This window comes from Acinetobacter sp. GQ146 (assembly GCF_059758585.1).
This window is the reverse complement of record NZ_JCAXDV010000003.1, coordinates 55929-81418: the sequence shown is the minus strand read 5'-3', so window position 1 is coordinate 81418 and position 25490 is coordinate 55929. Positions and strand designations below refer to the sequence as shown.

The following is a 25490-nucleotide window of genomic DNA, read 5'->3' as shown; positions in this document are numbered from 1 at the left end:
CCTGCTGACCTTTTTGATTTTCAATGGTCGAAGTTAGATTAATTTGACCTGAGCTAAAGCAGCTGCAATGGCTTGAGTTTTCATGTCTTCACCCATATTAACGCCTTCGGCACGCACAATCTCGACTTGTTGCACACCCGTGAAGTTAAACACCGTTTTCAAAAAGCCTTCTTGGAAATCGGCTGGACTATTATCCCCGTAAACACCGCCACGGCTGCTGGCAATATAGACCTGTTTATCACCCGCTAGGCCAACCGGACCTTGCTCTGTGTATTTAAAGGTTTTCCCCGCAACACTAATACGGTCGATCCATGCTTTTAAGGTCGATGCCAAACCAAAGTTATACATGGCTGCACCGACAACCACCACATCGGCATCTAAGTACTGCTGAATGATCTGTTCACCTAATGCGCTTTGTTCAGCATTCTGCCCCATCAAAATTTCCGCTGTTAAGTGCGGAATCGGCTGTGCAGCCAAATCCAGATATTGCACCTCAACATCGGCATGTTTTGTTTGTAACTGCTCAACGATGGCTTGACTCAACTGGCGTGAAACAGAGGCAGTACCTAAAATGCTGGAATCGATATGTAAAACTTTCATGTTGTAACCTGAATACTTGATCTTTTGGAATAGGCTCAGTTTAGGTCATCAATGAAAATAGAATAATTATCTATGCTAATACACTATGTTTCATTTTTAGAACAAATGGATTCAGAATAAAAAGGTAAATGTCCAGCAATCGAAAGATTGTATAAATTTTATGCTATTGTGGGCAAAAAAATATATCGGTCTTAAAAACAAGGGAATGGCTATGTCGAGGGGAATAAACAGCAATGACCATCCAATCATCTCGCCCCGCAGTTGCGTCATTTCAGCAGAAAATTAAAAAAATCTTACTCGAAGATGGCGTGATCATGAATTGGAATACGCTGAATAAATGTATTCTGATCTTAATTTTAGGCTGTATCACCCATCTCATCTGGATGGCATGGAAATTTTTTGTTTTATTGAATCCCAGCTTATGGGCCATGGTCAATTTAGAACTGATTAAACAGCAAATTCTGTGGAACCTGCTGTTTATGGCGGGTCTTGGTGGCCTAATTTACCCCTGTGTTTACTGGCAACAGTACACTTGGGTTAAACGCTTTATTCCTTATATGACTGTGTGGGGCTTTATTATTTCATTATGTCGGGATGCTTTTCTGATTGGTGTACTGAGCCCTGCGACCTTAAGCGCCTACGTCAGTTTATGCAGTGTCGGCTTAGTGTTATTACCACGCGCTATTGTCTACAGCGCCTTGATTCCTGCGACTGCCTATTTACTGCTTTGTGGCTATTTCAGCCTGCACGGCCTCATTCCTTATGCCCCCGTGTTTAATTTACCCGGTAATACTTATGCCAATCCGTTCTGGGTTAATAGCATGCTGTACTTTATTGCACCCCTTGTCATTATCTGTCTCATTTTATTTGAAATTTTACTAAGTCAGTGGCGCCATCGCGAACAATTAATTCAACAGCTGAGCAAAATTGACCCACTGACCAACACCTATAATCGGCGTAGTCTCAATCAGTTTTTAGAGCGAATTGACCGTAAGCACAATACGGATTATGCCTTGGTGCTGCTCGATTTAGATCACTTTAAAGTGATTAATGACCAATATGGACACCACAAAGGCGATGAAGCCCTCATTCAGGTTGGACAACTGCTGAATCAATTGTTACGGGGGAGTAACATTGTGGGGCGTTTTGGCGGTGAAGAGTTTCTGTTGGTGTTATCGCACAGCACACTTGAACAAGCCCAAGCAACGGCGGAGCGCTGTCGTGTGGCGATTGAACATCTTGAATTACACGATGATGACGGTGCCCGCATAGCCTTAACCGCAAGCTTTGGCATTTCCACCGCTCAATCGCCACTCAGCCCTTTCCAATTATTAACTCAGGCGGATAAAGCCCTATATGCCGCTAAAGCATCTGGACGTAATCAGGTACAGATCTTCCCAACGGTGAACGTTCTGATCACCCCTCAGCTGAAGTAGATGCAGGTTCTGTTTGGTAATCTTCCAGATAATTGACCCAACGCCCCTCCGCCATTGCCGCTTGCACCCACGCCTGTAAGGCAGGATGTTGCAACATCAATTGCATATAACGCTCACTCGAAGCACTGATAGGTAGAGCATAACTTTTAAAACGCATCACAACTGGGGCATAAAAGGCATCGGCAATACTAAAATCACCACATAAAAAACCATCTAGCTCTGGACGTTCTGCCCAAATCTGTTCAATTCGAGCGACATCCTGACGCAAGGCTGCGTGCTCAGCCCAAAGTTGCTGCCCCACCTCTGCCAATTCTGCCCGAATATTCATCCCACAAAGGGTTCTTAAGGCAGTAAAACTACTATGCATTTCCGCACTAATACTTCTGGCTCGGGCGCGTTGGGCTTGATCCTTTGGCCATAATCCATGGGCAGGATATTGTTCGGCCAAGTATTCACAAATGGCCAAAGAGTCCCAAACTTTAAGCCCTTGATCCAATAAAAGCGGGACTTTGGCATTGGCTGACAGTGCTAAAAGCTGCTGTTTGAACTGACCGATTGAACGTTCACGGTCAAAATAAATCATATGTTCCTGAAAAGGCAGATCAAAGGCCTTGAGCACCAGCCATGGACGCATAGACCAACTGGAATAGTTTTTATTGGCAATATAAAGTTCTAGCATGTTTAGTGCCCTAAATTTTGTTGGAATTGTTGTAGTTGCTGCAATAGCTCCGCTTCACTAAATGCACCAGTCAAACGTAAGCCACGCATTTCTTGCTGTTGAGGGGTCAAAAATAAATAGGTCGGCGGACCTAAAATGTCCCATTGATTGAGCAACTGCTGATGGCTAGCATCGTAATGGCTTAAATCCAGTTTAATCAGCGTATACGGACTTAATGCTTGTTGTACCGCAGCTGACTTTAAAATGCGATGCTCAATCGGTTGGCAGGCCACGCACCAGTCGGCATAGACATCGATGACAATGCCGCGATCTTGCGGGGCTTGCGCCAATAATTGCTGGAATTCTGCGGCAGTTTGCGCCACTTGCCATGTGGCTTGCTGCTGACTTTGCTGAATAAAGAAACGTTGACTCTGCTGATACTGGCTATAGATCAAGTAAGGCACAGTCACCAGTAAAATCAGCAAATAGACTGGACGTAATGCGGACTTCTGCCACAGCGCACGATACAGCACATAACTGATAAAACTTAACCCGAGCACGAGACTCAAGCCCTGCATCCAGCCTTCCGACAACAGCGGACGAATAAAATACAGCGCCAATGCCAACATAATGAAGGCAAACAGGACTTTAATTTGATTCATCCACAAACCGGCTTTTGGCAAGGCTTTTGCGCCCAGAATACTGGCTAACAATAGCGGCAAGCCCATACCAAAACCGAGCGTAAATAAGAGCAATGCCCCCTGCCACTGATTTTGAGTCTGTGAAATAAATAGCAAGGCTCCTGCCAAGGGTGCCGTCATACAGGGTCCAACCAACAAGGCTGAAATCATCCCCATAATGGAGGCACCAATCAAACTGCCGCCTTTTTGCATCGACTGCCAATGATCTAAACGATGCACCAGCGCATGGGGGAGCCGTAATTCAAACAGCCCAAATAAATTTAAGGCAAACAGCACAAACAACAGGCTAAATGCAATCAGGGTTGAAGGTTGTTGCAGCCAGCGCTGAAAATTCAGACCTGCAGAGGACGCGACCAAGCCCAGTAGCGCATAGACCATTGCCATGCTGCACACGAAGACCAAGGCAATCATCCATGCCTTAACTCCACGGCGATCACGCACAATCAGTGAACTGAGAATCGGGATCATCGGCAGCGAGCAAGGGGTAAATGCCAATAGAATCCCCAAGCCTAAAAACAATAACAGACCATAAATAGGCGAACGTTGTGCCAATTGTGCAGACCAGTGCTGATCTTGTGCGGTTTGCTGCACTGGTACGGAAGCAGCCTGATCCAGCTGTGGAGTGCTCGTGACTAAATTGGCAGGATTTGCGGTTAAATCCAACAGTCGTTTTGAGCTTGCATTGCTGTTCTGCAGTGCCACTAAACCATCAGCATCGGTTTGAAATTCAATGGTTTGTGGTGGATAACAAATACGGTCTTTGGCACAACCTTGCCAGGTCACTTGATAGGTTTTTGAAGCTTGGGTTGGTACCTTAAACTGCACTTGCTGATAATAAACTTGGGTTTGCCCATAGTTGTCATCATACAATTCCTGTGCTTTAGGTAAGGTCAAAGGCAGCAACTGCTGCCCTTCGTGCACGGCAAACTTGTGTTGATAGAGATAATAATGTTCTGGAATGCGCCATTGTAACTGGACTTCTTGCGCAGAAACGGACTCAATCTGAACTGGAAAAGCCTCATCGGCAGATAACAAAGTGTCCTGAGCATGCGCCAAGCTTGCACAGAAGGCCAATAACGTTGCACACAGCCAGATGAAACCCGCACTCAAAGATACTGAAATCCGTACAGACTTTTCCATAAGCAAAAGAGAGCCCGCCTTAGAATAAATAAGAGAAACCTAAACCAGATTGATAGCTTTTATCTGCACCGCTTAAGACCACGCCAACACTGGCATCCAGTTGAGTACGATCATTCAGGGCATAAATTACCCCCGAACCTAGACTATATTCATAATCCTGACTTTCCGCTTTACGATAAACCAGTTCGGAAAAACCTGACCACTTATCTGATAGCTTATAGCCAATGGTTGGAATTGCGGTGGCTGCCCAATCCCCATTCTGAATTTCATACCGCATGGTCAAAGAGGTGTTGACCAGATCACTTTGCTGATAAGAAACTACAGAAGAAAGGGCATAAATATCGTCATGTGCGGTAAAGCCATCATTCCCCGTGGCTAACACAGCTTCTAACAGGATAGCCATGCTCAGATCTTCATCATTCAGATCAATCGCACTTTTTAAACCAATACTGACATCGCCTAAACCATCTTCATCGACGCTTTGACCTGCACGCTTGAGCTGTGTCCAAGCAGGACCTTGCCAGCCCAATTGCAACTCTAAATTATGGGCAATCCCTGTGCGCAGCAACATATCCGCATTCAGGCTGGTGGTTTTTTGCTGTACCCCATCGACTGTACTTTCAACATAGCTAGCACTCGGTAGGCCTTGTTCCCAAGCCAGTTGCCCGATGGGAGTAATGCCTGTCCCAATTCCCGAACCCGGACGATCAAAAGAAAAATCAGCTGCAAAAACTGGACATGCAACGCCAAGGGTCAGCGCCAATAAACTGAACTGTTTTAATTTTTTCATCATTTGCCTCAGTGTTTATTTCTCTGGTTATGCCATTTCTTTTGACATTTTAGCGCCCTGACTGCGCAATAATTCTAAAGTTTGACGTTCTTCAGGTAAGGCTTCAGCCCAGTTAATTTCATCAAAATCACAATCAAAAAATAAATCACTGATTGAAGATAAAATCGTCAACCCCTGTTCATCACGCGTATTGGGATCCACTTGGAGCTCAAGTAAACGCTGTACCGCAGGGGCGCAGGCTGAACTCGCCGCATCCCACAGTGGGCCATATAATTCTTCTGCATCCCATAAATGGAAATTGGCTTTGGCTTGAATCAGTGCTTCCAGAATTTCCAAATGAACGGCTAAATCTTGTTGCTTTTGTTCTTCACTCAGCCCCTGCCCAGCTTCATAAGCTTCGCAGACTTTTTCCCACCATTGGAACAAACCATCAGACCAGACCGAAACAGCAGGACCTTTTTCAGCAGCAATAAAGTTTGGATCTAAACCTTCCGCTAAAAGACGCTGAACTTGTGGCAGGTCTAATTCTTCAATCGCCTGCACAAAGACTTGTTGTTGTGCTGTTAACATGGGGCATACTCTTTCATCAGTTTGGGAATATTATGCCGAATTCTCGGTCTTTTGTTTTATGTAAATGTATATCTAAGGTTTTTTAATTCATAGAAAAAAAGCCCCGAAGGGCTTTTTGGCATTTTAAACTCAATTTAGTCGAGCTCAATCTTCATCATCAAGATCATCTTTACCTGCATCAGCATCGGCAAATTCTAATTGTCCGCCTCGGGGATTTTCTCGTTTTTCAAACACATGCTCAAGACTACGTTTCAAACGATCCATCGCACCGTGAAAGGCTGTATCGACATTATGAGCTTTATGACTCACCACTACAGGTTTTAATCCTGCAGGACGCGCTTCAATCATACATTTAATGTCATCGTCGCCGCCTTTGTCCCCATTTTCATCACTTAAATGTACGGAGAAATGGGTAATACGTTCACTATGACGTTGGAATTCTTGGTTCAGTTCTGCACGCACATAACTAATTAAACGATCATTATTTTGAATGTTTTTATCTGTACGGATTTCAATGTTCATAATCTCATCCTCTTTATCAATCTGAATCTTTTTTGTGCAAAACTTTTCTTATCTTGGCACGCTTGTAACTTGCTGTTTACACAGCATTTGAACATCTTTTATCAATTTTGGAACTAACCTCCTCATTGAAATGATGAACACTTTTGAGTCTGCAGAATCGTGTCCTTGTCCTTTGAATATCGGGCTTAACTCAAAAATATGCAAGGGGTATTTTAAAAAAAATATCAAAAGGATAACCAAATGTGACAACTCCTGACTTGTATGGTTAAGAACTCACCAATACACCTTACAGCAGGCACGATTGCGGTCATTTCATGGGGAATCAAAGTTACTTTTTCTCTTTTATTTGACCTATGCAGCATGCCATTGAAATGAAAGCCGTCTTCATTTTGACTGCGGAAAAACTGAGCCAACATCTGTTGGCTCTTTCGGAACAATGGTTCTGACTGGGATGCAACACCTCGTTATTCTAAGCTACTCTTTTAGCGCAACCTTTTGGCTAGGTGATTCAGCATGACTGCATACCCATTCATCAGCACACATATAAAGCTAGACCAGACCCAACTCTTTTATTGGTTGTTGAAATGCATCACCTCAACGCAGCATCCCGCCTCATTCATCCAGTCTTTGATGATCACCAAAGACTGCATAAAAATCTGCCATTCATAAGTTATATTGCGCAATCCCGATTAAGCACTCTCCACTGTCCCAGTGTATTTCCTTTCTGTTGGCAGCAATATCCATCGGCTTTTTATTCAGACCATCAATGATGTTCACCCACTCCCTACTATTGACCATTTGGTCAACAAAAAAACTCCAATTTGGTGCAAGCAACTGTCTCATATCGTTTTTATCTTGGACAATTTAACACCAAGACATTTCATAATATTTTTTATTGAATTAAATCTCACGAAAATTTATACCTAATGGTAAAATATTCAATGATTTCAAATAGATTAATTAAACCAAAAATCTCAATTTTGCATTGGTCGCATTTTTAAATTATTGGTCAAAATTGGCTTTATTTTTGCTAAAGAATCTGTATCCTTTATACGCTTTCTCGGGGGAGATATTTTTTAATGAAACTGACTCAAATTGCGGCGACATGTGCATTGGCTACTGCAGCGACTTTTACACAAGCAGCGCCTATCTGGCAAGATTTTAGTATCACGGGTTTATACGGTGAAGACTACCAACTAATTGCACGTGAAGACGAGCAAACTACGGTAACTTTTGAATATACCGCAAAGTTAAAATATGGTGATTTTTTCGCTTTTGCTGACCGTACCAATAATGATGTAAGTGGCAACGAAACTTATTTTGAAGCTTCACCGCGTTTGAGCCTTGGTGCAATCTCTGGTCACAAACTAGAGTTGGGCCCAGTTAAAGATGTATTGGTTGCAACCACTTGGGAAGGTGGTGAAGGTTTTAACAACTACCTGTATGGTATTGGTGTTGATCTCGCGATCCCATATTTCCAATATGCACAAGTGAATTTGTACAAAGCTGACAATGAAGCTCAAGATGATGACTACCAAATGACGTTAGTCTACGGCGTACCATTTAAAGTGGGTACTGAAGACTTCCTGGTAGATGGCTTCTTGGACTGGTCTACAGCTGAAGATGATCACAAGAGCGAAATGAACTGGACCTCACAATGGAAATGGAATGCAGGTAAACACATTTCTCCAGACACGCGTTTATACCTCGGTGTGGAATGGTCGGTATGGAACAACAAATACGGTACAAATAGTGACGAAAATAACGTCAGTGCTTTAATTAAATACCATTTCTAAGGGTTTAATTGGACTAAGAAAAAGCAAGACGTCCGTCTTGCTTTTTTTATGTGGATGGATTTCATCCATCCCACTCAAATGAAGTGCTTCGGTCGAATATTTTCAGCAATTAAACTCACCACCGCATGATTGTTCTTCATCGCATTATGATAAAAACTTTTTAATTGGCTCAATAGCAAAGTCAGTTCTGCCTCATCCAATTGAGCACGCTGATCCCCCAATAGGGCTTCCAGTTCCGAGGTCGCTAGATTTTTTTGACAATAATGATGCAAATCTTCCGAACTAATCTGTTCCAGTACTTGGCTCAGTTCAATCACATGTATAGCAGGGTTGTAGCGTGCCACCGATTTCAATTTGGGATGTTCTGAGATGGGGTATTCAGCATATACCACATCATGCAAATTGAGCTGGGCAGGGCTATGTTGAGTCAGTGCCTGATCAAGCAAGCGCCAAAGCTCACCTAAATCGATATGTGGATGTTGCTGTGTGGCCTGTTCGATATCCCTCAGACTATAAGCATCCAACATTAAATTTTCTAATTCATTTGGCGCAATACTGAAAAGAAAAGCATCCATGATCTATTCCTTTTTATACTTATTGCCACTAGCTTAGCGCGATTCACAGCACGAAACACAATAACAAATGTGTCGATTCCATTGCAGTTTGTAACCTGCACATTTTAATGCTCACATCCTCCCCTCTGCGCAGTCGAGGCCGTGATAATGATTGATACTTTTTTATTGCAGATAAATTGCCTAGACTAGCTACATCATTTTTTTTAATACTTAATAACAATGCATAATTTTAAAATTTTTCCTATTTTGGCATTCACCAGCATTGCCTGTGTTTTACCGCATAGTGCTTCAGCGGAATGGAACTATCAGCAAGAATTGCAACAAGGCTGCGGCAAACTGAAACAATATGCCAAACTCGGCAAGCAGTATTACGACCAAAAGCAATATACTCAAGCCTTAACCCAGTTTAAGGATCAAGCCGCTTGGTCGCATTTTTGTCAAATCAATGCGGATGAGAGTGGCGTGAAGGTGTCCGATCGCGAGATTGAAATTGCCAACAATAATGTCGGACTGACTTATGCCAAACTGGGCAAGCCGCTTTGGGCACGTGCATGGTTCCTACGGAATCCCGATTCAAAAATGAGTCAGTTTAATTTAAGCCAACTCCCACCAATCAAAACCAGTTCGGCACTCACAGGCACTTATGTCAGCCCAAATGGGTTTGGACAATGGGACAGCATCACGGTAAAAAAACAGAAAAATACTTATCAAATTGAATTTGAAGGTTATTATTTTGGGTTGCGTGGACTAATTTATGGACCAAATTTAGGCAGCTTTGAGACGCAAATGCCGCTCCAACAGAAAAGAGCGGTTTATCGTTATGAAGACTGCCAAATTGATTTAGCCTTTAAAACAGATTCGAAACAGGGGCAGCAAATTGTGGTGGATGAACAACAGAATACTTCAGGCTGTGGTTTTGGACACAATGTTTCTGCCAGTGGCAGCTATATGCAAGTTGAAACTGAATAACTTATATAGCTTGATAATTTTATGAGGGTAATAAAATGGCGAAATTCTTAAATACCAGTGCAACAAATTTTTTCTTGGAAGAATTAATCAAAAATGCCAAAGAACGTCTAATTCTGATCAGTCCCTATTTGAGACTCAATGATCGCATTAAAGAACTACTCGAAGATAAGAATCGCTTAAAAATTGATATTCGTATTATTTATGGCAAAAGTGATTTGCATCCTGATGAAATTAAATGGATGCAACAATTGGATTATGTCCGGATTAGTTTCTGCAAAAATTTACATGCTAAATGCTATCTGAATGAAGAAAGCTGTATTGTTTCAAGTTTAAATCTATACGAATTTAGCCAAGTCAATAATAATGAGATGGGGATCTTAATTTCAAAAGATGAAGACTCTCAAGTCTTTAAAGATGCGTATGAAGAAGCTCAAAGAATCATTCGGATTAGTGATGAGGTCAGGATTTCTTTAGATGAAGTCAAAGCTGAAGAAACCAAAGCAGAGACAACTCAAGAAGATTCAGAGCAATCCACCAAACTAACTTCTTCGAAATTAGCAGCAAAACATAAAATCAAAACAGGTGAGCTTTTAGAAATTTTTGTTGAGAAAGGATTACTACAATTAAATGAAAACGGTAAACATTACCTAACCGAACAAGGTAAAGCAGCAGGTGGTGAATTCAGATCCAGCCAATATGGTGGTTATTTCTTATGGTCTGAAAATACACGTCTGTAATCAAATCACAACCTCTTAAGTCATGCTACAAAGAACTTAAGAGGTTATATCATTTCTAAATCGCAACTAAATCCTTAATCCCCTTTCCAGGCATTTCTTCGCCTCGTCCCTGTGCAACCACCTGCCCACGCGCCATCACGGTATAGCCATCTGCCAGCTCTTCGGCAAAGTCATAAAACTGCTCTACCAAAATGATGGCCATGTCACCGCCATCTGCCAATTGACGAATGACGCGCCCAATATCTTTAATAATCGAGGGTTGAATGCCTTCTGTTGGCTCATCCAAAATCAGTACTTTCGGTTCAGAAGCCAGCGCCCGCGCAATCGCCAATTGCTGCTGCTGTCCTCCCGATAGATCCCCTCCACGGCGATGTTTCATTTCATCTAGTACCGGGAAAATTTCATAGAGATGTTCAGGGACTTTTTTAGTTTTGACCCCTGAAAATTTCGCCATACCAATCAAAATATTTTCTTCTACCGTTAAGGTCGAAAAAATATCACGCCCTTGCGGGACATAGGCCAAACCAGCGCGTACCCGCTGCTCAGGACTCAGTTTAGAAATGTCTTTGCCATCCAACAAAATCTGTCCCGACTTGATCGGCAGAATACCCATCAGACATTTGAGCAGCGTAGTTTTACCCACACCATTACGCCCCAAAACCACCGAGCATTCGCCAATTGGAGCCTGAAACGACACATCACGTAAAATGTGGCTGCCCCCATAATATTGGTTTACCGCCTTAACTTCTAACATGTGCTGCTCCTTAACGCCCCAAGTATTTTTCAATTACGTCTTCATTGGCTTGGACTTCTGCCAGCGTGCCTTCTGCCAGAATCGCACCTTGCGCCAAGACCGTGACTTTTTCACTAATGGTGTCGATAAAGCTCATGTCATGTTCAACCACCAGCAAGGTGTGTTCTTTTTTTAATTCCAGACACAGTTCCGCAGTCCGCTCGGTTTCCGCATCGGTCATGCCTGCCACAGGCTCATCCAGTAAAATCAGTTTAGGGCGCTGCATCAGCAACATGCCGATTTCTAACCATTGTTTCTGACCATGCGATAGCAAGCCTGCCGGCTTCTGCACCAGTTCTTTTAAACGAATTTGCTCTAAAGTCTGATCCAAGGCGACCTGAACCTCAGGATCTAACTTACTAAAAAAGCTTTTTTTCACCCGTTTATCTTTAGGAGCCGCCAACAGCAAGTTTTCCAGCACCGTAAAATTCTCAAATACGGTCGGTTTTTGGAATTTACGCCCAATCCCTGCTTCGGCAATTTGTTCAGTGCTCATTTTGGCTAAATCATAGGTTTGCCCAAAAAAGGCTGAACCTTCAGTTGGACGGGTTTTACCCGTAATCACATCCATCAGTGTGGTTTTACCCGCACCATTCGGTCCAATAATGCAGCGTAATTCCCCTTCTTCGATATAGAGGGATAAATCATTGAGGGCACGGAATGAATCAAACCAAACACTGACTTTTTCCAAATACAGGGCAATGCCGTGGCTAAAATCAGCACCGTGTTCTTTGGGGCGTCCATAGCCTTCGGAAGCATGCCCACCATGTGGCTGGATAATTTCGCTCATGCATCATGCTCCTTTTTAAAACGATCAAATAAACCAATCACCCCTTTCGGTAGGAACAAGGTCACTACAATAAACAAGCCCCCCAAGATCAACAGCCACGCTTCGGGATATGCCACGGTAAAATAGGTTTTCACGGCATTAATTAAACCAGCACCTAAAATAGGACCGATTAAAGTGCCACGCCCCCCTGCTGCCACCCACACCGCCATTTCAATCGAGTTGACTGGGTTCATTTCACTCGGGTTAATAATCCCTGCCTGCGGCACATAGAGCGCCCCTGCAATACCTGCAATGACCGCAGACAAAACCCATGCCGACAGCTTGTACCATAGGGTGCGATAGCCCAAATATTGCAGACGGTTTTCACTGTCACGAATCGCCCCAAGCACACGACCATAAGGTTGATTCATCAGGTGACGTAAGCCCAAATAACACAACAACAACAACAGTGCGGTTAAAAAGCACAGCGTTGCGCGCATAGAAGCCGAAGTAATGTCCATCCCCAAAATGGTTTTAAACCCAGTAAAACCGTTATTGCCACCAAAGCCTGTTTCATTGCGGAAAAACAGTAATGCGGCTGCAAAGGTCATGGCTTGGGTAATGATGGAAAAATACACGCCTTTAATTTTGGAGCGGAAGGCAAAGAAGCCAAAAATGAAGGCAATCAGACCAGGGACGAACACCACCAACACCAAAGCCCACAAGAAATGTTCCGTGCCCACCCAGTACCACGGCAATTCAGTCCAGCTTAAAAAGCGCATGAAATCCGGCAATTCGGACCCCGCTGATTCACGCATCAAATACATGCCAAAGGCATAACCGCCCAAGGCAAAATATAAGCCATGTCCTAGACTTAAAATGCCGGCATAGCCCCAGACCAAATCCAAGGCCAGTGCCACAAGCGCCAAGCACATGATTTTGCCAATCAAGGTGACCCAATAAGCGGAAAGATGTAAAGCCGATTCGGCAGGTAACAAATGTAACCACGGTAGCAACAGCATCACCGTAAAACAGGCGGCAATGACCAGTGCGCTATAGGGCTTATCGGCAAATAAAGTTGTTATTTTCATCATGTTTACTCCACAAAACGCCCTTTAATCGCGAACAAACCTTGTGGACGTTTCTGAATAAACAGAATCACAAGCACCAACAGGATAATTTTGGCCAGTACAGCACCTAAACCAATTTCCAGCACTGTACCGCTGATGCCGAGACCTAAGGCGGCCAGTACTGCCCCCCAGACTTGTCCAACACCACCCACTACAACCACCAAGAAGGCATCAATAATGTAGTTTTGACCTAAATCTGGACCGACATTACCCACTTGCGCCAAAGCACAGCCTGCCAGCCCAGCCAGCCCTGAACCCAAGCCAAACGCCAACATATCGATACGTGCCGAGCGAATGCCGACCGCACGTGCCATCTGACGGTTTTGCGTTACGGCACGCACAAACAGACCAAAGCGGGTTTTATTCAGGAGATAGACCAGCAGCAGTAACACAACAACGGTAAAGACAATAATTGCGATACGGTTATACGGCAGCATTAAACTCGGGGTTAAAGAAATACCGCCCGAAAGCCATGAAATATTCGACACTTCAACATTCTGTGCGCCAAAAATCATCCGCACCAGTTGCATCAGAATCAGGCTGACCCCGAAGGTTGCCAACAAGGTTTCCAGTTGTCGGCCATATAGGGGACGAATTACGGTGCGTTCAATCAGCATGCCTATCAAGGCACTGACCAGAAATGCCGCGGGTATCGCTACCAACAAATACCAGTCAACATACGCCCCTAAATGACTTTTAAACAGGCTTTGCACCACATAGGTGGTATAGGCACCAATCATGATCAGCTCACCATGCGCCATATTAATGACACCAAGCAAGCCATAGGTAATGGCGAGACCCAAAGCAGCCAACAACAAAATACTGGCGGTACTGAAGCCTGAAAATACATGCCCCGCCCATTCACTGGCTTGCAGGCGTGTCTTAATACTGCTTTTGGCACTTTGCAAAGCCGCTGCCAGCTCAGGATTCAGATTGGCTTGGCTCAGTTCTTGTTCAATCACCGCCAAGACATCTGGACGATCCGATGCAGACAAGGTATTCACCGCCTGTAACTTGACCAGCGCATCGGCACTGCTTAAATCCAGACGCGCTTTTAACTGTTCTAAACGTGCTTTGACTTTGTTGTTTTGTTCTTGCAGATATAACTGGCGAATCCAAACTGGATCAAGTTCATCTAAATTATTTTCTAAAATATCAATTGCAGCTAAACGCTGAGATGCCTCATCCGATTTTAATTTGACTTTGGCTTGCCCAAAACTTAAGGCTTTACGCAAGGTATTCACCAGCGTGACCTGAGATAAATCGGCTGGCCACGTGCTCAGTTCTTGCAAAGACGGATAGCGATACAACTGCTCATCATTTTTTAAAATATAGGTTTGACCCGCACCATCTCGATACAGTTCATTTTGATCAATATAGGCCACCAGTTGATCTAAACTTTCAATACTGGCAGGCCATTGGTTCAACATGGCGCGACGTTCAGCAAAATCTGCTTGGACAAAGCGCTGAATCGGATCGGCCTGTGCTGAGACTTGCTGCTGTGCCTCGGATACAGATGTTTCGGCCCATGCAGGATTGAGAAATAATTGCAGGCACAGGCAGAGCAAGGCCACACAATAGCTTTTTATCGACATGAAAGACTCCCCCATAACAAGTCAAATGGTCTGTCTTCGGGATGAATGAAAGGAAATGACCTACTGCCGCAGCAGTAGGTGAGGGGGAATTATTTTGGAATGTACGGGCTCCAAGGCTCCGCTTTAATGGTATTGGCCGTTTTATACACCACATCAAATTGACCATCAGCACGAATCTCGCCAATCATGACTGGCTTATGTAAGTGGTGATTGCTCTCATCCATTTTTAGGGTATAGCCCGACGGCGCCGCGAAAGTCTGACCCGCCATGGCCTCACGGACTTTATCTACGTCTGTGCTCCCTGCTTTTTCAACTGCTTGCTTCCACATGTTGATGCCGACATAAGTCGCTTCCATTGGGTCATTGGTCACCAATTTATCCGCATTTGGCAGTTTGTATTGCACTGCGTACTGCTTCATCTTGTTCACAAATTCAGTGTTTTTCGGGTTTTTCACCGACATGAAGTAGTTCCATGCCGCCAAATGCCCCAGCAACGGTTTGGTGTCAATGCCGCGTAATTCTTCTTCACCTACCGAGAACGCCATGACTGGAATATCGGATGCTTTAATGCCCTGATTGCCCAATTCACGGTAGAACGGTACATTCGAGTCACCATTAATGGTTGAAATTACCGCGGTTTTTTTGCCTGCGGCAAATTTTTTGATATTGCCCACAATGGTTTGATAGTTGCTATGACCAAATGGGGTGTACTCTTCCATAATGTCGGCATCGGCAATGCCTTTCGACTTTAAGAAGGCACGGAGAATTTTATTGGTGGTCCGTGGGTAAACATAATCCGTCCCCAGCAGCACAAAGCGCTCGGCTTTGCCGCCTTCTTCACTCATTAAATATTCAACCGCTGGAATGGCTTGCTGATTTGGTGCAGCGCCGGTATAGAAAATATTCTTGGACTGTTCCTGTCCTTCATATTGCACAGGATAGAACAACAGCCCATTTAACTCTTCCACTACAGGCAGTACCGATTTACGCGACACCGATGTCCAGCAACCAAAAATCACTGCCACTTTGTCCTGAGTTATCAGTTGACGGGCTTTTTCGGCAAATAATGGCCAGTCCGATGCAGGATCAACCACCACAGGTTCCAATTTTTTGCCCAACACGCCGCCATTGGCATTAATTTCATTAATGGTCATTAATGCCGTGTCTTTTAATGACGTTTCTGAAATCGCCATGGTTCCGGATAATGAATGTAAAATGCCAACTTTGATGGTGTCCCCACTGGCTGCTGGCGCTGCGGTTTCTGATGCCGCTGTTTCTGTTTTTTCTACAGGTTTTGAACAGCCTGTTAATGCCATACTCCCCGCCATGGCTGCCACAAGTAAAGTTTTGCTGAATAATTTTTGTTGGAACATTCTGAAGTTCTCCAAGCATTTTCTGTTTTTGGTTATCTCTGCTCAGAGTATTCAATTTTCATGCCAATAATTTAAGTTATTGTTTTTTTAGATATTTTCATTATTTCATCATAAAATCTTGTATACATCATTGCATACGCAACCAGAATTCTGGGGTTCAGAATGGTGCATTATTCAGCAGTGTAGAGCCCTCAACACATACCTGTTTGCACAATAAAGTGCAGCGCATGAAAAAGTTCTGCACTAAAAAAGTCACCTGCTGCACATGCAATAGGTGACTTCAAAATAGTGTTGGACTCGGATTAAACCGGAATATCCGCCAGATTGCCTTTTTGCTCTAACCAGTGCTTACGGTCACCCGAGCGCTTCTTGGCCAATAACTTATCTAGCAATGCCGCGGTCAAATGACTGTCATCCAGATCTAACTGCACCAAACGACGGGTATTCGGATCCATCGTGGTTTCACGCAACTGGCTGGCGTTCATTTCACCCAAACCTTTAAAGCGGGTAATTTGCGGATTCTTGGTTTTAGCTTTCTTTAAAATCGACTCAAGTTCATCTTCATCCAGCGCATAATGCACGTCTTTGCCATCATCAATCCGGAACAGTGGTGGCATTGCCACATAAAGATGCCCCTCTTCCACCAAGGTCGGGAAATGTTTGACAAACAGCGCGCACAATAAAGTCGCAATATGTAAACCATCCGAGTCGGCATCCGCCAAAATACAAATTTTACCGTAGCGCAGTTCTGACAAATCATCACTGCCCGGGTCGACGCCAATGGCAATCGCAATATCGTGGACTTCCTGCGAAGCCAGTACTTCATCCGAAGAGACTTCCCACGTATTTAAAATCTTGCCACGAATCGGCATGATGGCTTGGAAATTTTTATCACGCGCTTGCTTGGCTGAACCGCCCGCAGAATCCCCTTCGACAATAAACAATTCCGAGTCTTCACGGGTTTGACCAACACAGTCCGCCAGTTTGCCTGGTAAGGCAGGTCCAGAAACAATCTTTTTACGTTCAACTTTTTTTGAAGCTTTTAAACGACGACCTGCTTTAGAAATCGCCATTTCTGCCAGTTGCATAGCAATTTCAGAATGATGATTTAGCCACAGTGCAAACGCATCTTTGGCAATATTCTGCACAATACCCGCGGCTTCACGACTGGAAAGACGCTCTTTGGTTTGCCCAGAAAATTGCGGCTCTTGGAATTTCAGCGACAGAATATAGTTCACTCCATCCCAGACATCTTCCGCAGAGAGTTTCAAATTACGTGGTAATAAATTACGCAGTTCACAGAACTCGCGTAAGGCATCCGTTACCCCGGAACGTAAACCATTGACATGGGTTCCGCCCTGCGCTGTTGGAATCAGGTTGACATAGCTTTCCTGAATTTGCTCCCCGCCTTCGGCATTCCAGCAAATGGCAAATTCTGCACTGGCGCGTTCAGCATCGCCTGTCGCAACAAAAGCTGTTGCGGGCACAATTTCACGGTCTTCTAGCTCATCCATCAAATAGTCGACTAGACCATTTTCAAATTGCCACTCGATTTTTTCATCATTGATTTCATCAATGTAGATAATTTGCAGACCCGCTGCCAAAACCGCTTTGGCTTTTAAATTATGTTTTAACGCTTTTAAGGCAAATTTCGGTGAATCAAAATATTTGGCTTCAGGCCAGAAGCGAACTACAGTACCGGTCGCACGTTTGGCAACTTTTCCTTCCAACACGGCTAGAGGGGCTACAGGTTCTCCCTGCTCAAAGGCCATTTGATACAGATTGCCCTGACGCTGCACTTCAACTTCAACTCGCGTTGACAAGGCATTCACAACGGAAATCCCGACGCCATGCAAGCCCCCAGAAAACTGGTAATTATCGGTACTGAATTTTCCGCCCGCATGCAGTTTGGTCAGAATAATTTCAATCCCGCTTTGCCCATATTCAGGATGAATATCGACTGGCATGCCTCGCCCATTATCCGCCACAGCCAATGAGCCATCTTTATACACCGTCACCGTGATTTTGTTGGCATGACCTGCCAATGCTTCATCGACCGCATTATCAATAACTTCCTGCGCCAAATGGTTTGGACGCGAGGTATCGGTATACATGCCAGGACGTCGACGGACTGGATCTAAACCAGATAAAACTTCAAGTGATTGAGCCGTATATTGAGACACGTTGTACGATTTCCTTATAATCTGGCATACGAAAAAAATTCTAGAATCATGGGGATTTTGGCAGCAAAATCATCCATGGCGTGGTTCCCCTTGGCTTCGCTCATGACCAGCGCGCGGGGTTGCTGCAACGCATAAAACTGTTCTGCTTCACGATAATCTAAAACATCATCGCCTTGTTGCAATAACACCAACACTTTGTCTGCTTGCTGAACATTTGACACGGCAATTTGCTCTAAATAATTCAATTGCGACTCATCCAAGGTCCAGGTCGCACTCACCTGATAAGGAAGCTGTTGCTGTCCAAACAAGTCGCGGAACAATTGCCATGGTCGCATAGCAGGATTTATCAAAACAGCCGGCATGCCATGTGTTGCGACTAATTGTGTCGCATAAAAGCCCCCCAGACTACTGCCAATCAACACCACATCTGGATACTGTGCCAACAAATCATGCAGTCGAGCTAAAGCCTGCTCAGGAGGCAGATTTAAATCTGGCACATGAAGGCAAAGAGATGCCTCATTCGCACAATACTGTTGTAACTGCTGTGCCTTAATAGAGAGTGGGCTACTCTGAAAGCCGTGGATATAAATAATATTCATACAATTTGCTGAATGCACAACTTCAATTTATTCATTTTTCATCATTCTGACTCAGGATTATTTTAAATTCGTCGAAACGCTCTAATTGTTAGACAAAATAAGGCATTTTTCGTGATATTCATCGGTATTTTTAAATGATTCGAGCCATACTCGATATGATGAAAACTGAAAAAAGTTATACCTCTATCTTAATCAAAATGAAAGCGTTGAGATGAGCCAAACAAAGCATCAAGGATAACAATAAATGCCGAGTTTAACACCGCTGCATGAAACTTACTGTAAATGGGATCGAACCCCACCAAGTCAAGCAGACTTACTGGAAGGTTTGGCTCAATTACTCAGCACACCACTGAATAATGTGGTGCAGGATTTTATGCGTACCATTCAGCGGGAAATCTTTTCCAGTATTTTTGGGGTGGACGAACAAGAATTCAAATATCTACAAAATCTACCGCAAATCGTCAAATTTAACCGCATCACCATGAACATGCTGGAAAATTATGGCCATTATCTTTTGGCGCCTGGTTTGCGGCAAATTATTGAAAAATATCCGAAACTACATGAAAAACCGCTCACTCCTAGCCTGCATTTTTTAGTCGGTGCCATAAATGGGGTGATTGGTGATTACTTACTGAAATATCATAATCCGATAGCCCTGCCGATGGTGCTATATGATCACTATGGTGAAATTCAACGTGGTGATTTATCGGGACGCGTGGTGATTTTTGTGCATGGCCTGTGTATGAATCATTTGGATTGGACCAATCGCAACAACGGCGGCTTTGGGGAAAAGTTACTGGCACAACGCGACCACAACACCATGTTGTACTTGAACTACAATACTGGACGTCGGATATCCGCCAATGGACGCAGCCTTGCCAATACCCTGGAAGACCTGATTCAGCGTAATCCGCGCATTACCAGTCTGGATATTATTGGGCACAGCATGGGCGGACTGGTGGCACGCAGTGCCTTGTTTTATGGCAAACAAAATATGCATCAGTGGCTGCATATGGTGGAAAATCTGGTCTGTTTAGGCTCCCCGCATCATGGTGCAGTACTGGAACGTTTTGGTTTTGCCGTACAAGAAAAACTGGGGCGTTTTCCCATTGTGAAATTGGTCGGCCATCTGGTCAATATTCGCAGCAATGGCATTCTGGATTTACGCTACGGCAGTGTCCGTGATGATGATTGGGAGCATAATGAAGCCCGCATCGGCTTCTTTGATGACAATCGCAAACCTGCACCGCTGCCTTCACACATCAATACGTATTTGGTGGCGGGCACGCTCGAATTTGAACACCGGAAAAACAAAACCTTGAAGGTGATCGGGGATTATTTGGTCAGCGTGAAAAGTGCCTTGGGCGAACATCCTAATCCACGATTTCAGTTAAAGCTGCCTGAATCGCATAAGGCCATTTTCTATGGTTTGAACCATTTAGAAATTCAATATCATGCCAGTGTCGCCGAACAAATCGTGCATTGGTTTTACCCTGAAAAAGCACAGCATCATCAATTGCATGCCCATGAGCATATTATTGATTTACATGACTTTGAAGGCATTGCCATGACCTAAGCAAAAAAAGCCAACATCTGTTGGCTTTTTTTAAGATTGCTTTTGAGCTGTCAGTACATTACTTGGCTTGACCCTGAGTTGGATAACGGCGTACTAACTGCCAAAGACTGACCACCGCAAGCACCACAAAAAACAGCAGCGACCACACTGGTAAAGACTGTCCCAAGAAAGTCCAGTCAATCACTGCACATTCCCCTGAACCGGTCAGCACTTGCTGCAAGACACTTTTCAGCGGTAAGGCATCAATCAAATAATTCAGACCAGGGCCACAGCTGGGCACTTGATCAGGTGGCAAGTTTTGCAACCAGACATGACGGGCGGCAACTCCAGCCGACCATAAAATCGAGAGGCTACCCAACAAGGCATACAGTCGTTTGCCCCAGGTCGCCTTCGGATTGTGAATCCATGCCACCAGAGAAATAAAGCCGAGCCCCATTAATCCAATGCGCTGGAACACACATAACGGACATGGCGATAAACCTTGGACGTGTTCCAGATATAACGCAAACGCCATACCCACGATACTGGCGATGACTAAAAACCCGCTCACGAAGCGAAAACTCCATTGCATGGTCAAACCTCTTAATTTTTATCGATAATGTGCAAGATACTCGTCAAAACTGATGGCGTTATCTTGTTCAAGTTGTTGTTGCTGTTGTAGCGATGTCTGTACCAAGTCATCAAAATATGCCTGTGTTGCAGGGTCTAATTGATGCTGTTCATACACTGCCGCATGTTGTTGAGCCATCACGCTACCAAAATTCCATGTCCCGCCATAGGTCAGGGTATCCGCAATCACCTGTGCTGACAGGGTATGATCGACCTCATCAATACGTTGCTGCATCACCTGTAAAGCTTGCGTATACAACTGGGTTGCGTTGGCCTGATCCAGCAGTTCCGCTAATGGATGCATGGCATCCAAATGTTTCTGGCACCAAGCCTCAATCTCGTAGTGCTGTCCCGCCTCAACAATCTGTGCATTCGGTGCACGCCCGCGATTCACCACTTCGGCTTGATTTTTTTCAATCTGCTCTTGCTCGGCATCTAACAGCGCAGGGCTGTCGAGTAATAAACAATACAGTGCCAGCACTTCAAGAAAACCTGCGCTGTTTTCATCAATCCCGATCGGACTATACGGGTTGACATCCACGGCACGCAGTTCGACATAACCCACACCGCGATTGGCTAAAGCTTCTGAAGGTGTTTCGCCTGCTTGCGGCACTTGCTTTGGTCGCACCAGACTGTAGTACTCATTTTCAATTTGCAGCACATGGTCATTAATTTGGATCGGCTCACCTTGCGCATCATTTAACCCTAAACGGCTAAAATCTGCATACGGAGTTTTGACCGCTTTTTGTAACTCAGCTAAATAACCCTGCATATCGTTATAGTGAATGCCCAAATGCTTCTGCGCGGAGTTTTGATAACCAAACCGCCCCATGCGTAAAGCGGTCGCATACGGTAAATATAAGGTGCCTTTTAACAACGGCAGCAAATGATGTTCACGCCCGGTCATAAAACACTTACATACCGAAGGACTGGCCCCAAGTAAAAACATCACCAGTGGTGTTAAACGAATAAAATTACGAATCAGCGCAAAATAACGATGGCTGCGATAATCTTGCGCCGAGAGTTGACGTAAATCTGCATCACTTTCTTGTTGTTGTAGTGCTGCAAATAAGTGGTCTGGGAAGGATAAATTATAATGTACCCCAGAAATGGTCTGCATACGGCGACCATAGCGTACGCCTAAACCATGACGATACAAGGTCTTGAAGCGGCCAATATTGGAACTGCCATATTGAGCCAAACGAATATTGTCTTCTTCATTGTCCAACATACACGGCATGGACAAGGGCCAAAGTTTTTCTTCATGCTCTAAATGCTGATGAACCACGGCATGAATATCTTTTAAATAAGACAAAGCTTTGGCAATCGTGTCTTGTGGTGGAGTAATAAACTCCATCAAAGCTTCAGAATAATCGGTGGTAATATGCGGATGGGTCAATGCCGATCCCAAGGCTTTGGGATGATCTGCTTGCGATAGAAAACCATTGCTTTGCATACGCAAACTTTCACGTTCTATACCACGTAACATCCCTTGTAATAGCGAAGAATCCACCCAAGTCGGAAACACAGCTTGAGAGGTCGATTCGGGTTGACTCATTATCATCTCGCTTATTGGAAGAACTACTAAAATAAAATCATCAGTTTATATCAGTATACTGTGATTTGATGCCACCACATGACATGCTGTCTATTTTTCCAGCAGATTGACCACATTTATGGTGTCTATTGAAAAGATTCAGTAAATCAGATAACTAGCATTAATAAGGGTTAGATTGCTCTGCTTCAACAGGTGAATGTAAAAAAATCTGAAAAAGACACCCTATAGCGGCAATTTTTTATCACAAAGTTACTCTATAAGACACCGAAAAAATATGATTTTATGAAAGAATAAGTGCTAAGGATCTGTAATAAAAATGAATTATCAGGATATTTTGGACTTTTGGTATGCGCCCGAAACCCAACCCCACTGGTTTGCCCAAAGCAGCGAATTTGATCAAACTCTAACAGAAAAGTTTGCTCAGATACATCAACAAGCAGCCTTGGGGGAACTTTGGACATGGCGACAACAGCCTGAAGGCCGTCTTGCAGAAGTCATTATTCTGGATCAATTCTCCCGTAATATATTCCGTGATCAAGCCACTGCTTTTGCTCAAGATGCACTGGCTCTTGGACTGGCTCAAGAAGCAATCTTGGGGCAACATCATTTGCAACTGAATCCAGAACAGCGCTATTTTTTATACATGCCGTTTATGCATAGTGAGTCTAAACGGGTGCATGAATTTGGGTTAAGATTATTTGAACAATTCGCTCATCCGATTGCCTTAGAATTTGAACGAAAACACAAAGCCATTATTGACCAATTTGGTCGTTATCCACATCGCAATCAAGTTTTAGGGCGGACTTCCACGGTTGAAGAATTAGCATTCTTGGCTCAACCGAATAGCCATTTTTAATGAAGGATTGCTCTTTACTCTCCCGTCCATGAGCAATCAGCGGAGAATAACCATGAAAACCAAGTTTCTGGCCGCCACCCTGTTAAGCCTTGCGCTGGTGGGTTGCGCTTCTACCCCTTCTAAACCGCGCACGTTTGATCAGCTGGGACGGTTTAACACCTACCCGATGAATGCTCAAACCTACCGTATTAGTTTTGAAGCAGATCCGAATATGAACTACGGCATGGCCGAGGAAATTACACTGGTCAAAGCTGCACAAACCACCCTTAAAAATGGCTTCCGTTATTTTAAAGTGCTGGATGACCCAAGTAATGTGACTCAGAAACCACCGCGTCAGGCTGTGGTCTATCATTCCCCTTCATTTTACCCTTATGGGTATTATCCTCGTGGTTATTATCGCCGCTACCCAGGTTATTGGCCTGACCCGTTCTACGATACCCCGCAAGTGGTGAATCTTGACCCGGTGCAAGTGTCCTATACCATTGAATGTTATAAAGACAATCAGAAAGCCCCGAGTGATGCCTTTGATGCCAGCCTAATTTTACAATCACTCGGACAAAAATATGGCGTTAGTCCGAACGGAGACGTGATTCAACCGCAACCGACCCCACCTGCCTCTTCATCATCTTAGGAATCAACTATGCATGTTGCCACCAGTTCAGAGAGCCTAAAACGCAGTAAACGCTTCGCTAATATTGCGTTGTTGCTGGCAGTATTCACTTGGCTCATGCTCATGGTCTGCGCCAAACTCTGGCCTGAATATGTCTGGTTAATTCACATCTTCATGCTTTCTGCCGAAGCGGGTGTGGTTGGCGGTTTGGCAGATTGGTATGCGATTACCGTACTATTTCGTAATCCTTTTGGCAAAATTCCGATTCCGAGTTTTTTGCGGGATCACACCGAAATTATTCCACGCAATAAAGCCCGGATTGCCGAATCCATGGGCCGCTTCGTACAGGAAAATTTCCTGTCGCCACAGGTGGTGGAACGCAGCCTAAAAAATATCGACCTGAGTTTGGCCGTGGGGCAATGGTTAGCCAATCCACACAACAACACCCAAGTCACGCAAGTGATTCAGCAAACCGTACCGAAGATTTTTGACTTTGTCGGGCAAGAACAGATTGGCCGATTTATACAAAACAACAGTGTGCAATGGGTGCGCAATACCGACATCAATATGCTGGCCAGTGAAATGCTGCGTGCCGTGATTGAAAATGATTTCCATCAGGATGTGCTACAACGTGGACTGGATCTTATTCATGACTGGATGATGAACCACCCCGATGAAACCCGGGAACTGACACAAAAATTATTTAAAGAACTCGGGGTGTCTAAACTGGCCAAAGGCGCCAGTTGGATTGGGATTGATGTGCAACAGCGCACCATAGATTCACTGATTGAACGGGTGGAATCGATGCTGGCCAATCCCGAGCATCCTTGGCGGCAGCAAATCGAGACCACGGCACAAGAGCTGATGCAGCAGCTCACCGATCGCCACAGTCTTGCCAGTCAACGGCTCAATCAGGGAAAAAATGCCTTGTTGGACAGCCCGCAAGTACTGAATTTTATTCGTGGTGCAGTGGTGATTTTATGTGATGCGATTAAAGCCGATTTAATGCAATCCGATTCAGGAATTGCTGCCAACCTGCGCGTGGCGATTCAGCAGGTCGGTGAAAATATCATGACCAATCAAGCGGTACGCCAGTTATTGAATAATCGGATGAATGGTCTGGCGGTAAATTTAAGCGATCAATACAGCGAAAAAGTGATCCGCTTTATCAGCGAACGCATCCATGAATGGGACTCGCGTGAAATGATTGGCAAAATTGAAAATGAGGTCGGTGGCGATCTGCACATGATTCGTGTCAATGGCGTTGTGGTCGGGGCATTTATTGGACTGGCTCTGGGAATTATTCGCGCTGCGGTGGACTATCTACTCTAGTCGGTGATACTGG

General features: G+C 44.4%; 24 protein-coding genes. 8 read left to right on the top strand and 16 right to left on the bottom strand.

Annotated elements, in window-relative coordinates; all coding sequences use genetic code 11:
• Window positions 1-33: 33 nt before the first annotated feature.
• Window positions 34-600 carry an FMN-dependent NADH-azoreductase gene (locus AC6CHI_RS06450; RefSeq protein ID WP_498120167.1) on the bottom strand — a complete coding sequence of 189 codons (567 nt, stop codon included), beginning with the start codon at window positions 598-600 and terminating at the stop codon, window positions 34-36.
• Window positions 601-833: 233 nt separating this feature from the next.
• Between AC6CHI_RS06450 and AC6CHI_RS06445 the strand changes: the two genes are divergently transcribed.
• Window positions 834-2036 carry a GGDEF domain-containing protein gene (locus AC6CHI_RS06445; protein ID WP_498120165.1) on the top strand — a complete coding sequence of 401 codons (1203 nt, stop codon included), beginning with the start codon at window positions 834-836 and terminating at the stop codon, window positions 2034-2036.
• On the opposite strand, the gene AC6CHI_RS06440 is transcribed toward AC6CHI_RS06445, so the two are convergent.
• From AC6CHI_RS06440 to AC6CHI_RS06420, 5 genes are all read right to left on the bottom strand, one after another.
• On the bottom strand, window positions 2017-2715 hold the full coding sequence (locus AC6CHI_RS06440; RefSeq protein ID WP_498120163.1) for a glutathione S-transferase family protein: 699 nt from the start codon (window positions 2713-2715) through the stop codon (window positions 2017-2019). The genes AC6CHI_RS06445 and AC6CHI_RS06440 overlap by 20 nt on opposite strands.
• Window positions 2716-2717: 2 nt before the next feature.
• Window positions 2718-4535, bottom strand: a complete 1818-nt coding sequence (dsbD, locus tag AC6CHI_RS06435) for a protein-disulfide reductase DsbD (RefSeq protein ID WP_498120161.1) — start codon at window positions 4533-4535, stop codon at window positions 2718-2720.
• A gap of 19 nt (window positions 4536-4554) precedes the next feature.
• Window positions 4555-5325, bottom strand: coding sequence for a transporter (locus tag AC6CHI_RS06430; RefSeq protein ID WP_498120159.1), 771 nt, complete (start codon window positions 5323-5325; stop codon window positions 4555-4557).
• Between the two features lie 27 nt (window positions 5326-5352).
• Entirely contained in the window at window positions 5353-5895 is a 543-nt protein-coding gene (locus AC6CHI_RS06425; RefSeq protein WP_458891893.1) for an ankyrin repeat domain-containing protein, read from the bottom strand.
• A gap of 144 nt (window positions 5896-6039) precedes the next feature.
• Window positions 6040-6417, bottom strand: a complete 378-nt coding sequence (locus tag AC6CHI_RS06420; RefSeq protein ID WP_498120157.1) for an HPF/RaiA family ribosome-associated protein — start codon at window positions 6415-6417, stop codon at window positions 6040-6042.
• Window positions 6418-7496: 1079 nt separating this feature from the next.
• On the opposite strand from AC6CHI_RS06420, the gene AC6CHI_RS06415 reads away from it, so the two are divergent.
• Complete coding sequence (locus AC6CHI_RS06415) at window positions 7497-8213, top strand: outer membrane protein OmpK (RefSeq protein WP_498120155.1); 717 nt, start codon at window positions 7497-7499, stop codon at window positions 8211-8213.
• Between the two features lie 74 nt (window positions 8214-8287).
• On the opposite strand, the gene AC6CHI_RS06410 is transcribed toward AC6CHI_RS06415, so the two are convergent.
• On the bottom strand, window positions 8288-8788 hold the full coding sequence (locus AC6CHI_RS06410; protein WP_498120154.1) for a DUF1877 family protein: 501 nt from the start codon (window positions 8786-8788) through the stop codon (window positions 8288-8290).
• A gap of 219 nt (window positions 8789-9007) precedes the next feature.
• Between AC6CHI_RS06410 and AC6CHI_RS06405 the strand changes: the two genes are divergently transcribed.
• Together AC6CHI_RS06405 and AC6CHI_RS06400 are read left to right on the top strand one after the other, a co-directional pair.
• Entirely contained in the window at window positions 9008-9757 is a 750-nt protein-coding gene (locus AC6CHI_RS06405) for a hypothetical protein (protein WP_498120152.1), read from the top strand.
• A gap of 35 nt (window positions 9758-9792) precedes the next feature.
• Window positions 9793-10494, top strand: coding sequence for a phospholipase D family protein (locus AC6CHI_RS06400; protein WP_498120150.1), 702 nt, complete (start codon window positions 9793-9795; stop codon window positions 10492-10494).
• A 55-nt stretch (window positions 10495-10549) separates the two neighbouring features.
• On the opposite strand, the gene urtE is transcribed toward AC6CHI_RS06400, so the two are convergent.
• From urtE to AC6CHI_RS06365, 7 genes are all read right to left on the bottom strand, one after another.
• Entirely contained in the window at window positions 10550-11248 is a 699-nt protein-coding gene (gene urtE / locus AC6CHI_RS06395; protein WP_498120148.1) for an urea ABC transporter ATP-binding subunit UrtE, read from the bottom strand.
• Between the two features lie 10 nt (window positions 11249-11258).
• Window positions 11259-12077 carry an urea ABC transporter ATP-binding protein UrtD gene (gene urtD / locus AC6CHI_RS06390; RefSeq protein ID WP_458891899.1) on the bottom strand — a complete coding sequence of 273 codons (819 nt, stop codon included), beginning with the start codon at window positions 12075-12077 and terminating at the stop codon, window positions 11259-11261.
• Window positions 12074-13147, bottom strand: a complete 1074-nt coding sequence (gene urtC, locus AC6CHI_RS06385; RefSeq protein ID WP_498120539.1) for an urea ABC transporter permease subunit UrtC — start codon at window positions 13145-13147, stop codon at window positions 12074-12076. Before urtC ends, urtD begins: the two co-directional genes overlap by 4 nt.
• 5 nt (window positions 13148-13152) lie before the next feature.
• Window positions 13153-14781, bottom strand: a complete 1629-nt coding sequence (gene urtB / locus AC6CHI_RS06380; protein WP_498120146.1) for an urea ABC transporter permease subunit UrtB — start codon at window positions 14779-14781, stop codon at window positions 13153-13155.
• A gap of 89 nt (window positions 14782-14870) precedes the next feature.
• On the bottom strand, window positions 14871-16154 hold the full coding sequence (gene urtA / locus AC6CHI_RS06375; RefSeq protein WP_498120144.1) for an urea ABC transporter substrate-binding protein: 1284 nt from the start codon (window positions 16152-16154) through the stop codon (window positions 14871-14873).
• Window positions 16155-16456: 302 nt separating this feature from the next.
• Window positions 16457-18337, bottom strand: coding sequence for a DNA topoisomerase IV subunit B (gene parE / locus AC6CHI_RS06370; protein WP_458891902.1), 1881 nt, complete (start codon window positions 18335-18337; stop codon window positions 16457-16459).
• 14 nt (window positions 18338-18351) lie between these two features.
• Complete coding sequence (locus AC6CHI_RS06365) at window positions 18352-18936, bottom strand: YqiA/YcfP family alpha/beta fold hydrolase (RefSeq protein ID WP_498120142.1); 585 nt, start codon at window positions 18934-18936, stop codon at window positions 18352-18354.
• A gap of 244 nt (window positions 18937-19180) precedes the next feature.
• On the opposite strand from AC6CHI_RS06365, the gene AC6CHI_RS06360 reads away from it, so the two are divergent.
• On the top strand, window positions 19181-20512 hold the full coding sequence (locus tag AC6CHI_RS06360) for a PGAP1-like alpha/beta domain-containing protein (RefSeq protein WP_498120140.1): 1332 nt from the start codon (window positions 19181-19183) through the stop codon (window positions 20510-20512).
• A 58-nt stretch (window positions 20513-20570) separates the two neighbouring features.
• On the opposite strand, the gene AC6CHI_RS06355 is transcribed toward AC6CHI_RS06360, so the two are convergent.
• On the bottom strand, window positions 20571-21083 hold the full coding sequence (locus AC6CHI_RS06355) for a disulfide bond formation protein B (RefSeq protein ID WP_458891905.1): 513 nt from the start codon (window positions 21081-21083) through the stop codon (window positions 20571-20573).
• A gap of 18 nt (window positions 21084-21101) precedes the next feature.
• A complete protein-coding gene (gshA, locus tag AC6CHI_RS06350; protein WP_498120138.1) occupies window positions 21102-22679 on the bottom strand; it encodes a glutamate--cysteine ligase in 1578 nt (525 codons plus the stop codon).
• Between the two features lie 316 nt (window positions 22680-22995).
• Between gshA and AC6CHI_RS06345 the strand changes: the two genes are divergently transcribed.
• The 3 genes from AC6CHI_RS06345 to AC6CHI_RS06335 are packed head-to-tail and all read left to right on the top strand — an operon-like array spanning window position 22996 to window position 25477.
• Entirely contained in the window at window positions 22996-23535 is a 540-nt protein-coding gene (locus AC6CHI_RS06345) for a DUF924 family protein (RefSeq protein ID WP_498120136.1), read from the top strand.
• A 52-nt stretch (window positions 23536-23587) separates the two neighbouring features.
• Window positions 23588-24166, top strand: a complete 579-nt coding sequence (locus AC6CHI_RS06340; protein WP_458891908.1) for a CC0125/CC1285 family lipoprotein — start codon at window positions 23588-23590, stop codon at window positions 24164-24166.
• A gap of 9 nt (window positions 24167-24175) precedes the next feature.
• Window positions 24176-25477, top strand: coding sequence for a DUF445 domain-containing protein (locus tag AC6CHI_RS06335; RefSeq protein WP_498120134.1), 1302 nt, complete (start codon window positions 24176-24178; stop codon window positions 25475-25477).
• Window positions 25478-25490 lie beyond the last annotated feature (13 nt).

Coding starts and splice junctions, on each gene's coding strand:
- AC6CHI_RS06450 (WP_498120167.1), bottom strand. CDS start 600: ATGAAAGTTTTACATATCGATTCCAGCATTTTAGGTACTGCCTCTGTT.
- AC6CHI_RS06445 (WP_498120165.1), top strand. CDS start 834: ATGACCATCCAATCATCTCGCCCCGCAGTTGCGTCATTTCAGCAGAAA.
- AC6CHI_RS06440 (WP_498120163.1), bottom strand. CDS start 2,715: ATGCTAGAACTTTATATTGCCAATAAAAACTATTCCAGTTGGTCTATG.
- dsbD (WP_498120161.1), bottom strand. CDS start 4,535: ATGGAAAAGTCTGTACGGATTTCAGTATCTTTGAGTGCGGGTTTCATC.
- AC6CHI_RS06430 (WP_498120159.1), bottom strand. CDS start 5,325: ATGAAAAAATTAAAACAGTTCAGTTTATTGGCGCTGACCCTTGGCGTT.
- AC6CHI_RS06425 (WP_458891893.1), bottom strand. CDS start 5,895: ATGTTAACAGCACAACAACAAGTCTTTGTGCAGGCGATTGAAGAATTA.
- AC6CHI_RS06420 (WP_498120157.1), bottom strand. CDS start 6,417: ATGAACATTGAAATCCGTACAGATAAAAACATTCAAAATAATGATCGT.
- AC6CHI_RS06415 (WP_498120155.1), top strand. CDS start 7,497: ATGAAACTGACTCAAATTGCGGCGACATGTGCATTGGCTACTGCAGCG.
- AC6CHI_RS06410 (WP_498120154.1), bottom strand. CDS start 8,788: ATGGATGCTTTTCTTTTCAGTATTGCGCCAAATGAATTAGAAAATTTA.
- AC6CHI_RS06405 (WP_498120152.1), top strand. CDS start 9,008: ATGCATAATTTTAAAATTTTTCCTATTTTGGCATTCACCAGCATTGCC.
- AC6CHI_RS06400 (WP_498120150.1), top strand. CDS start 9,793: ATGGCGAAATTCTTAAATACCAGTGCAACAAATTTTTTCTTGGAAGAA.
- urtE (WP_498120148.1), bottom strand. CDS start 11,248: ATGTTAGAAGTTAAGGCGGTAAACCAATATTATGGGGGCAGCCACATT.
- urtD (WP_458891899.1), bottom strand. CDS start 12,077: ATGAGCGAAATTATCCAGCCACATGGTGGGCATGCTTCCGAAGGCTAT.
- urtC (WP_498120539.1), bottom strand. CDS start 13,147: ATGAAAATAACAACTTTATTTGCCGATAAGCCCTATAGCGCACTGGTC.
- urtB (WP_498120146.1), bottom strand. CDS start 14,781: ATGTCGATAAAAAGCTATTGTGTGGCCTTGCTCTGCCTGTGCCTGCAA.
- urtA (WP_498120144.1), bottom strand. CDS start 16,154: ATGTTCCAACAAAAATTATTCAGCAAAACTTTACTTGTGGCAGCCATG.
- AC6CHI_RS06365 (WP_498120142.1), bottom strand. CDS start 18,936: ATGAATATTATTTATATCCACGGCTTTCAGAGTAGCCCACTCTCTATT.
- AC6CHI_RS06360 (WP_498120140.1), top strand. CDS start 19,181: ATGCCGAGTTTAACACCGCTGCATGAAACTTACTGTAAATGGGATCGA.
- AC6CHI_RS06355 (WP_458891905.1), bottom strand. CDS start 21,083: ATGCAATGGAGTTTTCGCTTCGTGAGCGGGTTTTTAGTCATCGCCAGT.
- gshA (WP_498120138.1), bottom strand. CDS start 22,679: ATGAGTCAACCCGAATCGACCTCTCAAGCTGTGTTTCCGACTTGGGTG.
- AC6CHI_RS06345 (WP_498120136.1), top strand. CDS start 22,996: ATGAATTATCAGGATATTTTGGACTTTTGGTATGCGCCCGAAACCCAA.
- AC6CHI_RS06340 (WP_458891908.1), top strand. CDS start 23,588: ATGAAAACCAAGTTTCTGGCCGCCACCCTGTTAAGCCTTGCGCTGGTG.
- AC6CHI_RS06335 (WP_498120134.1), top strand. CDS start 24,176: ATGCATGTTGCCACCAGTTCAGAGAGCCTAAAACGCAGTAAACGCTTC.